At 65.9% G+C, this 10,962-nt stretch carries 11 protein-coding genes and 1 tRNA gene; 10 read left to right on the top strand and 2 right to left on the bottom strand.

The annotated features are described in order from the left end of the window. Nucleotides 1-13: 13 nt before the first annotated feature. The 8 genes from OHT21_RS35520 to OHT21_RS35485 all read left to right on the top strand — a co-directional run bounded on the left by OHT21_RS35520 (nucleotide 14) and on the right by OHT21_RS35485 (nucleotide 7,704). Nucleotides 14-502: a hotdog fold thioesterase gene (locus OHT21_RS35520; protein WP_328772362.1), complete on the top strand. Its 489-nt coding sequence runs from the start codon at nucleotides 14-16 to the stop codon at nucleotides 500-502. Between the two features lie 127 nt (nucleotides 503-629). Continuing rightward, a complete protein-coding gene (locus tag OHT21_RS35515; protein WP_328772361.1) occupies nucleotides 630-1,058 on the top strand; it encodes a hypothetical protein in 429 nt (142 codons plus the stop codon). Nucleotides 1,059-1,198: 140 nt separating this feature from the next. Then, nucleotides 1,199-1,687 (top strand): Tat pathway signal sequence domain protein, encoded by a 489-nt coding sequence (locus OHT21_RS35510; protein ID WP_328772360.1) that lies wholly within the window; start codon nucleotides 1,199-1,201, stop codon nucleotides 1,685-1,687. Between the two features lie 277 nt (nucleotides 1,688-1,964). After that, nucleotides 1,965-3,197: a branched-chain amino acid ABC transporter substrate-binding protein gene (locus OHT21_RS35505; RefSeq protein WP_328772359.1), complete on the top strand. Its 1,233-nt coding sequence runs from the start codon at nucleotides 1,965-1,967 to the stop codon at nucleotides 3,195-3,197. Nucleotides 3,198-3,309: 112 nt separating this feature from the next. Continuing rightward, complete coding sequence (locus OHT21_RS35500) at nucleotides 3,310-4,242, top strand: branched-chain amino acid ABC transporter permease (protein ID WP_328772358.1); 933 nt, start codon at nucleotides 3,310-3,312, stop codon at nucleotides 4,240-4,242. A 5-nt stretch (nucleotides 4,243-4,247) separates the two neighbouring features. Further along, on the top strand, nucleotides 4,248-6,074 hold the full coding sequence (locus OHT21_RS35495; protein WP_328772357.1) for a branched-chain amino acid ABC transporter permease: 1,827 nt from the start codon (nucleotides 4,248-4,250) through the stop codon (nucleotides 6,072-6,074). 5 nt (nucleotides 6,075-6,079) lie between these two features. Next, a complete protein-coding gene (locus OHT21_RS35490; RefSeq protein WP_328772356.1) occupies nucleotides 6,080-6,991 on the top strand; it encodes an ABC transporter ATP-binding protein in 912 nt (303 codons plus the stop codon). Then, complete coding sequence (locus OHT21_RS35485; RefSeq protein WP_328772355.1) at nucleotides 6,988-7,704, top strand: ABC transporter ATP-binding protein; 717 nt, start codon at nucleotides 6,988-6,990, stop codon at nucleotides 7,702-7,704. The genes OHT21_RS35490 and OHT21_RS35485 overlap by 4 nt, the downstream gene beginning before the upstream one ends. An 85-nt stretch (nucleotides 7,705-7,789) precedes the next feature. Here OHT21_RS35485 and OHT21_RS35480 read toward each other — a convergent pair whose 3' ends face one another. Then, nucleotides 7,790-8,446, bottom strand: coding sequence for an ANTAR domain-containing response regulator (locus OHT21_RS35480; protein WP_328772354.1), 657 nt, complete (start codon nucleotides 8,444-8,446; stop codon nucleotides 7,790-7,792). Nucleotides 8,447-8,550: 104 nt separating this feature from the next. Between OHT21_RS35480 and OHT21_RS35475 the strand changes: the two genes are divergently transcribed. Together OHT21_RS35475 and OHT21_RS35470 are read left to right on the top strand one after the other, a co-directional pair. After that, nucleotides 8,551-8,623: transfer RNA gene (locus OHT21_RS35475), tRNA-Leu, on the top strand. 105 nt (nucleotides 8,624-8,728) lie between these two features. Continuing rightward, nucleotides 8,729-9,508: a helix-turn-helix domain-containing protein gene (locus OHT21_RS35470; RefSeq protein WP_328772353.1), complete on the top strand. Its 780-nt coding sequence runs from the start codon at nucleotides 8,729-8,731 to the stop codon at nucleotides 9,506-9,508. A gap of 10 nt (nucleotides 9,509-9,518) precedes the next feature. Here OHT21_RS35470 and pyk read toward each other — a convergent pair whose 3' ends face one another. Continuing rightward, entirely contained in the window at nucleotides 9,519-10,955 is a 1,437-nt protein-coding gene (gene pyk / locus OHT21_RS35465) for a pyruvate kinase (RefSeq protein WP_328772352.1), read from the bottom strand. Between the last annotated feature and the right edge of the window lie 7 nt (nucleotides 10,956-10,962).

The raw sequence follows: 10,962 nt of genomic DNA, 5'->3' as shown, positions 1-10,962 counted from the left end.
GGAGCCGGAGCCCATGGGCGAGCACCAGCACGTGAACTTCCCGCAAGAGGTCATCGACGAGTATTCGGCCCTGGGGGTCGACCTCGTCGCCATGTTCTCCGCGGGGCACCTGGGCACGCGCATGGGCGTCGAGATCAGCGAGGCCTCCGCGGACCGCGTCGTGGGCACCATGCCGGTCGAGGGCAACACCCAGCCGTACGGGCTGCTGCACGGCGGCGCCTCCGCCGTGCTCGCCGAGACGCTGGGCTCGATCGGCGCGATGCTGCACGCCGGAAGCTCCAAGATCGCCCTCGGTATCGACCTCAACTGCACGCACCACCGGGGAGCGAGCTCCGGTCTCGTCACCGGTGTCGCGACACCCCTGCACCGCGGCCGGTCCACCGCTTCGTACGAGATAGCGATCAGTGACGAGGCGGGCAAGCGCGTATGCACCGCGCGGCTCACCTGTTTGCTGCGTGATGTGACGGCGAGCGACGAGGAGCGCGTACGGGCCGCGGACTGATCCCCGTCGCTTCGGAACCCGGTTCTGCCGGACCCCAATCACCCTGGCGGGTACCGGCGTTGTCCACAGCACGGTGGTTGTCCACAGCGCCGTTGCTCCCCGGCACCCGGCGGCTTAGCGTCAAGGCATGACATCGGGAGGAGCCCCCTGGTCGGGGGCCGCGCTCGGATTCGGGCTCGGGCTCGCGCTGTTGACCGGCGGCCTGATCACCGGGTGCGGACAGGACGGCTCGAAGGCCAGCGCGGGTCCGCGGGATGCCGCGCGGACCGGCGCCGACTCGCCGTCGCCGTCGACCACTCCTCCCGAGGACCTGTGCACGCGGATCGTCACGTACTGGTCGCGGGAGGCCCTGACCGGGGACACGTACGGGGACTACCAGTCGATGGGCCTGTCCGGCAGGCAGTACGAGCTCTTGATGAAGGTCGTGGACGCCGCCCGGACCGAGAAGAAGAGCAAGGGCGCACAGGCCGCCGAGCGGCTGATCGACCGCGAAACGCGCGCGGGCTGCGAGGACCTGTACCGCGACGGCGCCCCGAGCAGGGAGCCGTGGGGATGAGCGGCGTCGGCCCCGTCGAGCCGGGCGAAGGCACACGCGCGTGGGATCTCCCGGCCCCGGACAGCCCGTCCCCGCCGGAACCACCGCGCGGACGCCTAGCGCAGGCGTATACGCGGCACCGCCGCATCATCCTGGCGATCGTGGCTGCGGTCGTACTCCTCGCGGGCGGCGGCTACCTCTACATCACCCGGCCCGAAGAAGCCCCACCGGACCCGCCGCCGTACCCCTCACAGGTGGCCGGCATCACCTACCTCGGGCGGGAGCCCACACCTGACAACGCTCCGCCCAAGAGCTTCAACATCGGCGTGGAGCTGACCGTTCAGTCCGGCCCTCAGGTCACCGTGCTGCGAATCACGCAGCCCTACGCCGGCCTTTCGCTGGCCTCGGTTCCCCAACTCCCTTTCCGGACAAGGACCGGCTTTCCCCACAAGATCAACATCACCATGCAGGTGACGGAATGCGCACAAGTGCCGAAGAACGCCGGACTACCTTTCCTGGACGTAACTCTGCGTAATACGCGCGCAATACAAGTGCACAGTTTCATCCTTGGTGAGCGCTATGCACAGGACCTGTCGGAAGCCGTTCAAGTAGTATGCGGCACCAACTCCGCGTCATCACCAAAACCGTAGAACACTACTGACCGTACCTGGTGAGGCCTGCAAGGTCTCACAATGCGGACCGGGCGAATCGGCCGTAATTCCACTCTTCCACCCACTGAGTACCGCTCTGCATTACCTCGTGTCATAACAAGAGCGTCACAGCATTGGCCAGACCCTCCTACACGTTCCCTACACACGCTTAGAGTCACGCCCAGTCACCGCGCCATCGGGATCCGAATCACCTTCGGACCAGCGCTCGACTCGGCCACTTCTACGGGGAAGTGCCGCGCATGGGAAAGGACTGATCGTGCGCCAACGTTCGCTCATCGCCATCACCGCCGCGCTGGCGGCGGGAGCACTCACACTCACCGCCTGCGGCTCGCGCGACGAGAACGGCGGCTCGGACTCCGGCGGCGGTGGCACCACCGTGGTCATCGGTGTCGACGCCCCGCTGACCGGCGACCTGTCCGCACTGGGCCTCGGCATCAAGAACTCCGCCGACCTCGCCACCAAGCAGGCCAACAAGGAGAAGGTCGTCGACGGCATCACCTTCAAGATCGAAGCCCTCGACGACCAGGCACAGCCCTCCTCGGGACAGCAGAACGCCACCAAGCTGGTCGCCAACAAGGACGTCCTCGGCGCCATCGGCCCCCTGAACTCCTCCGTCGCCGAATCCATGCAGAAGGTCTTCGACGACGCCAAGCTCGTCCAGGTCTCCCCCGCCAACACCGGACCCACCCTGACCCAGGGCCCCGACTGGCAGACCGGCAAGAAGGTCCGCCCGTACAAGTCGTACTTCCGCACCTCCACCACGGACGCCGTCCAGGGCCCGTACGCCGCGCAGTACGTCTTCAACGAAGCCAAGAAGAAGAACGTCTTCGTCATCGACGACAAGAAGACCTACGGCGCCGGACTGGCCGGCACCTTCACCGACGAGTTCAAGAAGCTCGGCGGAAAGATAGCGGGCACCGAGCACATCGACCCCGAGACCAAGGACTTCTCCGCGGTCGCCACCAAGGTCAAGAACTCCGGTGCGGACGTCGTCTACTACGGCGGCGAGTACCCGCAGGCCGGCCCCCTGAGCAAGCAGATCAAGGCCGCCGGCGCCAAGATCCCGCTCGTAGGCGGCGACGGCATCTACAGCGCCGAGTTCATCAAGCTGGCCGGCGCCAGCAGCACCGGCGACCTCGCCACCTCCGTCGGCGCACCCGTCGAGGAACTCCCCTCCGCCAAGGAGTTCGTCGCCAACTACAAGGCCGCCGGATACAAGGAGGCCTACGAGGCATACGGCGGCTACTCCTATGACGCCACCTGGGCGGTCATCGAAGCCGTGAAGAAGGTCGTCGAGGACAACGACGGCAAGCTTCCCGACGACGCCCGAGCCAAGGTCACGGAGGCCATGCAGAACGTCTCCTTCGACGGTGTGACCGGCAAGGTCTCCTTCGACGAATTCGGTGACGCCACCAACAAGCAGCTCACCGTCTACTCCGTCGAGGGCGCCGACTGGAGCCCGGTGAAGTCGGGCACGTACGAAGGCTGATCCACACCCGCACCACTGAACGAGCCGCGCGGGGCGCTGCACCACTGGCGCCCCGCGCGGACTCGCATCCGGTCACATTCCTCGACATATCCGAAGTCTCGGAGGACATGCGGTGAACGAACTGCCGCAGCAGCTGGTCAACGGCCTGCTACTGGGATCCATGTACGGGCTGGTTGCCATCGGCTACACGATGGTCTACGGCATCGTCCAGCTCATCAACTTCGCCCACGGCGAGATCTTCATGATCGGAGGGTTCGGCGCCCTCACGGTCTACCTGTACGTCCTGCCCGACGGCACCACCATGTGGATCGCACTGCCACTCATGCTCCTCGGAGCCGTCATCGCCGCGATCATCGTCGCCGTGGGAGCAGAACGGTTCGCATACCGCCCCCTGCGAGGCGCACCACGCCTAGCCCCCCTCATCACCGCCATCGGCCTCTCCCTCGCCCTCCAGCAGGCCGTATGGGCCTGGTACCCCGGTGCCAAGGAATCCATCAACTTCCCCGAGATCGCCGGCGGCCCCTTCGAAATCGGCAGCGTCACCGTCCAGACCGGCGACATCTTCCTGCTCGTCGTCGCCCCCATCAGCATGGGAATCCTCGCCTACTTCGTCATGAAGACCCGCACCGGACGCGGTATGCAGGCCACCGCCCAGGACCCCGACACCGCCAAACTCATGGGCATCAACACCGACCGCATCATCGTGGTCGCCTTCGCCCTCGGCGCCGTGTTCGCCGCCGTCGGAGCCGTCGCCTACGGCCTCAAGTACGGCCAGGTCCAGTTCCGCATGGGCTTCATCCTCGGCCTCAAGGCCTTCACCGCCGCCGTCCTCGGCGGCATCGGCAACATCTACGGAGCCATGATCGGCGGCCTCGTCCTCGGCATCGCCGAAACCATGGCCACCGCCTACATCGCCGACGTCCCCGGCATGGAGCAACTCGGCGGCCAGTCCTGGGCCAACGTCTGGGCCTTCGTACTTCTCATCCTCGTCCTCCTCTTCAGGCCACAAGGCCTGATGGGTGAGCGCGTGGCGGACAGGGCGTGACACCGATGACCACACAGACCACTGCACCCCAGACGCCGAGCACCCCGGCCAAGGGCAAGCCCAGCGGCCTCATCGGCATGCCCGAGAACCTGGGCCGCGCCCTCGCCACCGGCGGCGGCGTCCTCACCGTCGTGTCCACCTTCCTCGCCTGGACCTGGACCGACGCCTTCCCCGGCGACCTGACCGTCTACGGCTACCCCGGCGGCCTCCAGGTCCTCGTCCTCATCGCCGGCGCCCTCACCGCGCTCTTCGGCCTCGCCTCCTACGGCACCAAGGGCCTGCGCTGGCTCACCCCCGGCTCGGCCGACAGCGCCATCAAGCTGGCCGCACTCGCCGCCTTCGCCACCGCCTGGTTCACGATCATCGCGATCAGCGTCAACCTCGGCGGCCTCGCCAACCTCGAACCCGGCGGCTGGGTCGTCGCCATCGTCACCCTCGCGACCCTCCTCGGCGCACTCTCCCTGCCCTTCGAACGGCCCGTGACCGAACCGGCCGACCCCGATGACACCGACTGGGAGCAGTTCCGCCACAACACCCGCAACAAGCTGACGGTCTTCAAAGCGGCCTTCGCCTCCAGCGAGGTGACCCCGGCCCGCAAGCTGCCCGCGTACGCCGAAATCCTCATCATCGTCGCGGCGCTCGCCCTCGGCCTGACCGTCTTCACCTACGGCATCGGCACCGAATACGACGAACTCTTCGTCGGCTTCATGATCACCGTGGCCTTCGGCTTCGCCGCGGTCGCCAAGGCAGGACTGGTCGCCAGGGTCTCCGCGATCACCGCCAAGCACCGCAACGTCACGATGATCGGCGCCTTCGTCGCCGCCGCGGCCTTCCCCTTCACCCAGTCCGACGACCAGTACGCGACCATCGGTGTCTACATCCTGATCTTCGCGACCGTCGCCCTCGGCCTGAACATCGTCGTCGGCATGGCGGGGCTCCTCGACCTCGGATACGTCGCCTTCCTCGGCGTCGGCGCCTACACGGGGGCCATGGTCTCCGGCTCGCCCTCCTCGCCCTTCGACATCCACCTGCCGTTCTGGGCCTCCGCCCTCTGCGGCGCAGCCGTCGCCATGATCTTCGGCGTCCTCATCGGCGCCCCCACCCTGCGCCTGCGCGGCGACTACCTCGCCATCGTCACCCTCGGCTTCGGTGAGATCTTCCGCATCGCCGTCCTCAACGCCGACGGCACCTCGGGCCCGGACATCACCAACGGCTCCAACGGCATCTCGTCGATCCCGAACCTCAACATCTTCGGCTTCGACTTCGGCCAGGAACACAGCATCGCCGGGTTCACCATCGCCCGCTTCGCCAACTACTTCCTGCTGATGCTCCTCATCACCCTCATCGTCGTCATCGTCTTCCGACGCAGCGGCGACTCCCGCATCGGCCGCGCCTGGATCGCCATCCGCGAAGACGAAACCGCCGCCCTCGCCATGGGCATCAACGGCTTCCGCGTCAAACTCATCGCCTTCGCCCTCGGCGCCGCACTCGCCGGCCTCGCCGGCACCGTCCAGGCCCACGTCACCTACACCGTGACACCCGAGCAATACCAGTTCGCCCACGTCGTACCACCGAACTCGGCATTCCTCCTCGCCGCAGTCGTCCTCGGCGGCATGGGCACCATCAGCGGCCCCCTCGTCGGCGCCGCACTCCTCTACCTGATCCCCGCCAAGCTCCAATTCCTCGGCGACTACCAGCTCTTCGCCTTCGGCCTCGCGCTCGTCCTGCTGATGCGCTTCCGTCCGGAAGGCCTCATCCCTAACCGGCGCCGCCAGCTCGAATTCCACGAAGAAGCGGAAGCGCCCACAGTCCTCAGCAAGGCAGGGGCCTGACCACCATGACAACCGACACCACCACCAAAGACACCGCACCGGCCGCACCCACGCCCGGCCAGACCGTCCTCGACGCACGCGGCGTCACCATGCGCTTCGGCGGCCTCACCGCCGTACGCAACGTCGACCTCACCGTCAACAGCGGCGAAATCGTCGGCCTCATCGGCCCCAACGGCGCCGGCAAAACCACCTTCTTCAACTGCCTCACCGGCCTCTACATCCCCACCGAGGGAGAGGTCCGCTACAAAGGCACCGTCCTGCCGGCCAAATCCTTCAAGGTCACCGCCGCCGGAATCGCCCGTACATTCCAGAACATCCGGCTCTTCGCCAACATGACGGTTCTGGAAAACGTACTCGTCGGCCGCCACACCCGTACAAAGGAAGGGCTCTGGTCCGCGCTGCTCCGCGGCCCCGGCTTCCACAAAGCCGAAGCCGCCTCCCGCGAACGGGCCATGGAACTGCTCAAGTTCATCGGCCTCGACAAGAAGGCCGAGCACCTCGCCCGCAACCTCCCGTACGGCGAACAGCGCAAGCTGGAAATCGCGCGGGCGCTCGCCAGCGAGCCGGGCCTGCTCCTGCTCGACGAGCCCACCGCCGGCATGAACCCGCAGGAAACCCGCGCAACCGAAGAACTCGTCTTCGCCATCCGGGACATGGGCATCGCCGTACTCGTCATCGAGCACGACATGCGCTTCATCTTCAACCTCTGCGACCGCGTCGCAGTCCTCGTACAGGGCGAAAAACTCGTCGAAGGCAGCAGCGAAACCGTCCAAGGCGACGAACGCGTCGTAGCCGCCTACCTCGGAGAACCCTTCGAAGACGCCCCCGGCGCCAAAGAAGTAGCGGAAGTCGAAGCCGCCGAGGCCAACGCCGCCACCCAGACGGACGCCGCGCCCCGCAAGGAGAACGACCGATGACCGCCCTCCTCGAAGTCGACGAACTCCGCGTCGCCTACGGCAAAATCGAAGCCGTCAAAGGTATCTCCTTCAAGGTCGAAGCCGGCGAAGTCGTCACTCTCATCGGCACCAACGGAGCCGGCAAGACCACGACTCTCCGCACCCTTTCAGGGCTGCTGAAGCCGCTGAGCGGCCAGATCAAATTCGGCGGCAAATCGCTGAAGAAGACCCCGGCCCACCAGATCGTCTCGCTGGGGCTCGCCCACTCCCCCGAGGGGCGGCACATCTTCCCCCGCATGACCATCGAGGACAATCTGCGGCTCGGCGCATTCCTCCGCGACGACAAAGCGGGCATCGAAAAGGACATCCAGCGGGCCTACGACCTCTTCCCCATCCTCGGAGAACGCCGTAAGCAGGCCGCCGGAACCCTCTCCGGCGGCGAACAGCAAATGCTCGCCATGGGCCGCGCCCTCATGTCACAGCCCAAACTCCTCATGCTCGACGAACCCTCCATGGGCCTCTCGCCGATCATGATGCAGAAGATCATGGCCACCATCGCCGAACTCAAATCCCAGGGCACGACCATCCTCCTGGTCGAACAGAACGCCCAGGCGGCACTGTCACTGGCCGACCACGGGCACGTCATGGAAGTCGGCAACATCGTCCTCTCCGGCAGCGGACAGGACCTCCTGCACGACGAATCCGTACGCAAGGCGTACCTGGGCGAGGACTAAGCTCCACCCTTCATACGGCGAGGCCCGCACCCCTTGCAAAAGGGGCGCGGGCCTCGCCGTATGTACGCGCGTGCAGGAACCGACCTCAGTCCTTCGCGGCCTTCTTCTCCTCCGCGTCCTGAATAACCGCCTCCGCCACCTGCTGCATCGACATCCGACGATCCATCGACGTCTTCTGAATCCACCGGAACGCGGCGGGCTCCGAAAGCCCGTACTCCGTCTGCAGAACCGACTTCGCACGATCCACGAGCTTGCGCGTCTCAAGACGCTGCGTCAGATCGACGATCTCCTTCTCCAACTGCTTCAACTCCGTGAAGCGGGAGACAGCCATCTCGATCGCCGGGACGACATCGCTCTTACTGAACGGCTTCACCAAGTACGCCATCGCACCGGCGTCACGGGCCCGCTCGACGAGATCACGCTGCGAGAAGGCCGTCAGCATGAGGACCGGAGCAATGGACTCCTCGGCGATCTTCTCGGCCGCGGAGATTCCGTCGAGCTTCGGCATCTTCACGTCAAGGATCACCAGGTCCGGACGGTGCTCCCGAGCGAGCTCCACGGCCTCCTCGCCATCGCCGGCCTCGCCAACGACGGAGTAGCCCTCTTCTTCGAGCATCTCCTTGAGGTCGAGACGGATCAACGCCTCGTCCTCGGCGATGACGACACGGGTCGTCAGCGGAGGCACGTGCGACTTGTCCTCGTCGGGCGCGTCTACGGGCTGGGGCGACTCGGGGGCGGTCACGGGGGCTCCTCGTTCAGGGCACAGGGGTACTGCTCCCAAGAGCGTACCTAGCTGCGGTATGGTGGGAACACAGCGGGCGACCGCTGACCTTCGTTTTACAGGAAGCCCCGGTAGCCCAGCGGTAGAGGCACGGTGCTCAAACCACCGACAGCGTCGGTTCGAATCCGACTCGGGGCACTTTTCCTTAGATTCCAAGGTCACCAAAATAAGCGGATGTTCTCGTTCTCGTGAACATCCGCTTTTTGCTGCGCACTGTAGCGATCAGTGGCAGAGAGTGTCCGCATGGAACAGCACAGCCCTTCGATTCGCGCCCAAGCCGTCGCACTCATGCGCCAGGGCGTCCCCAACCGCACAGTCGCTGAGCGCCTCAACATCCCGCGCGGAACCATCGGTTGGTGGCGCAGCGAAGATCGGAAAGCGCGCGGCGAAACGTACGAGCAGCCCACGGACTGCCCCCGCTGCACGGGCCGCGAGTTCGACAGAGCCGCGTACGCTTATCTCCTCGGCCTCTATCTCGGCGATGGCCACATCATCTCGAAGCGCAAGCAGCATCACTTGTCCATCTTCTGCAACGCCTTGCAGACCGGGCTGATTGCAGCCGCCGAAGATGCCATGCGTAACGTGATGCCGATCCCGAGCGTGCGACAGCGCTACAAGCCGGGCTGTGTCGAGGTGAAGTCCTACACCAAGCACTGGACGTGCATGTTTCCCCAGCACGGCCCCGGCAAGAAGCACGAGCGCACCATCGCCCTCGAGCCCTGGCAGCAGGACATAGTCGACGCCCACCCGTGGGAGTTCATCCGCGGCCTCATACACTCCGACGGCTGCCGCATCACGAACTGGACAACGCGCCTCGTAGCGGGTGAGCGCAAGCGCTACGAATACCCCCGGTACTTCTTCACCAACGTCTCCGACGACATCCGTCAGCTCTACACCGACACCCTCGACAAGCTCGGTATCGAGTGGAAGCCCTGTACCCGGCACGGAAACCCGTACAACATCTCGGTCGCCCGCAAAGCCTCCGTAGCCCTGATGGACACCCACGTAGGCCCCAAGCACTAACCGCACACCACTACTTGGGCGCGTCGTCCTCCCCAATATGGTGCACCCGGACCAGGTTCGTGGAGCCCGAGACGCCCGGCGGGGAGCCGGCCGTGATCACCACGATGTCTCCCTTCTGGCAGCGGCCGATCTTCAGGAGCTGTTCGTCGACCTGGTCGACCATCGCGTCAGTGGAGTTGACGTGGGGGCCGAGGAAGGTTTCGACGCCCCAGGTGAGGTTCAGCTGGGAGCGGGTGGCCGGGTCCGGGGTGAAGGCCAGGAGAGGGATGGGCGACCTGTAGCGGGAGAGGCGGCGGACGGTATCGCCGCTCTGCGTGAAGGCCACCAGGAACTTTGCGCCCAGGAAGTCGCCCATTTCTGCTGCTGCGCGGGCTACGGCGCCGCCCTGGGTGCGGGGTTTGTTGCGTTCGGTCAGGGGTGGCAGGCCCTTTGCGAGGATGTCTTCCTCGGCTGCTTCGACGATGCGGGACATCGTGCTGACCGTTTCGATCGGGTATTTGCCGACGCTTGTCTCGCCGGACAGCATCACCGCGTCCGTGCCGTCGATGACGGCGTTGGCGACGTCGCTCGCTTCTGCCCTCGTCGGGCGGGAGTTGTCGATCATCGAGTCGAGCATCTGGGTGGCGACGATGACCGGCTTGGCGTTGCGCTTGGCGAGTTTGATGGCGCGTTTCTGGACGATCGGGACCTGTTCCAGGGGCATTTCCACGCCGAGGTCGCCGCGCGCGACCATGATGCCGTCGAATGCCGCCACGATGTCTTCGATGTTGTCCACTGCCTGCGGTTTTTCGACCTTGGCGATGACGGGGAGGCGGCGGCCCTCTTCGTCCATGATCCGGTGGACGTCCTCGATGTCGCGTCCGCTGCGGACGAAGGAGAGGGCGATGACGTCGAAGCCGGTGCGCAGGGCCCAGCGGAGGTCGGCCTCGTCCTTGTCGGAGAGGGCGGGGACGGAGACGGCGACGCCGGGGAGGTTGAGGCCCTTGTGGTCGGAGACCATGCCGCCTTCGACGACGGTGGTGTGGACGCGGGGGCCGTCGACGGCGGTGACTTCGAGGCAGACTTTGCCGTCGTCGACGAGGATGCGTTCGCCGGTGGTGACGTCGGCGGCGAGTCCGTCGTAGGTGGTGCCGCAGGTCTGGCGGTCGCCTTGGACGCCGTCTTCGACGGTGATGGTGAAGGTGTCTCCGCGTTCAAGCAGTACGGGGCCTTCGCTGAATCGGCCGAGTCGGATCTTCGGGCCTTGAAGGTCGGCGAGGATTCCGACGCTGCGGCCGCTTTCGTCGGAGGCCTTTCGTACGTGCTGGTAGCGCTCCTCGTGGTCGGCGTAGGTGCCGTGGCTGAGGTTGAAGCGGGCTACGTCCATTCCGGCTTCGACCAGTGCTTTGATCTGGTCGTACGAGTCGGTGGCGGGGCCCATAGTACAGACGATCTTTGCTCGGCGCATGGTTCGA

Source organism: Streptomyces sp. NBC_00286 (genome assembly GCF_036173125.1).
GTDB lineage: Bacteria > Actinomycetota > Actinomycetes > Streptomycetales > Streptomycetaceae > Streptomyces.
This window is presented reverse-complemented; position numbering and strand designations above follow the sequence as displayed.

What these genes read in the sequence shown, in the direction of transcription:
- pyk (WP_328772352.1), bottom strand. Translation starts at nt 10,955, where the DNA reads ATGCGCCGAGCAAAGATCGTCTGTACTATGGGCCCCGCCACCGACTCG.
- OHT21_RS35490 (WP_328772356.1), top strand. Translation starts at nt 6,080, where the DNA reads ATGACAACCGACACCACCACCAAAGACACCGCACCGGCCGCACCCACG.
- OHT21_RS35515 (WP_328772361.1), top strand. Translation starts at nt 630, where the DNA reads ATGACATCGGGAGGAGCCCCCTGGTCGGGGGCCGCGCTCGGATTCGGG.
- OHT21_RS35485 (WP_328772355.1), top strand. Translation starts at nt 6,988, where the DNA reads ATGACCGCCCTCCTCGAAGTCGACGAACTCCGCGTCGCCTACGGCAAA.
- OHT21_RS35520 (WP_328772362.1), top strand. Translation starts at nt 14, where the DNA reads ATGGGCGAGCACCAGCACGTGAACTTCCCGCAAGAGGTCATCGACGAG.
- OHT21_RS35495 (WP_328772357.1), top strand. Translation starts at nt 4,248, where the DNA reads ATGACCACACAGACCACTGCACCCCAGACGCCGAGCACCCCGGCCAAG.
- OHT21_RS35470 (WP_328772353.1), top strand. Translation starts at nt 8,729, where the DNA reads ATGGAACAGCACAGCCCTTCGATTCGCGCCCAAGCCGTCGCACTCATG.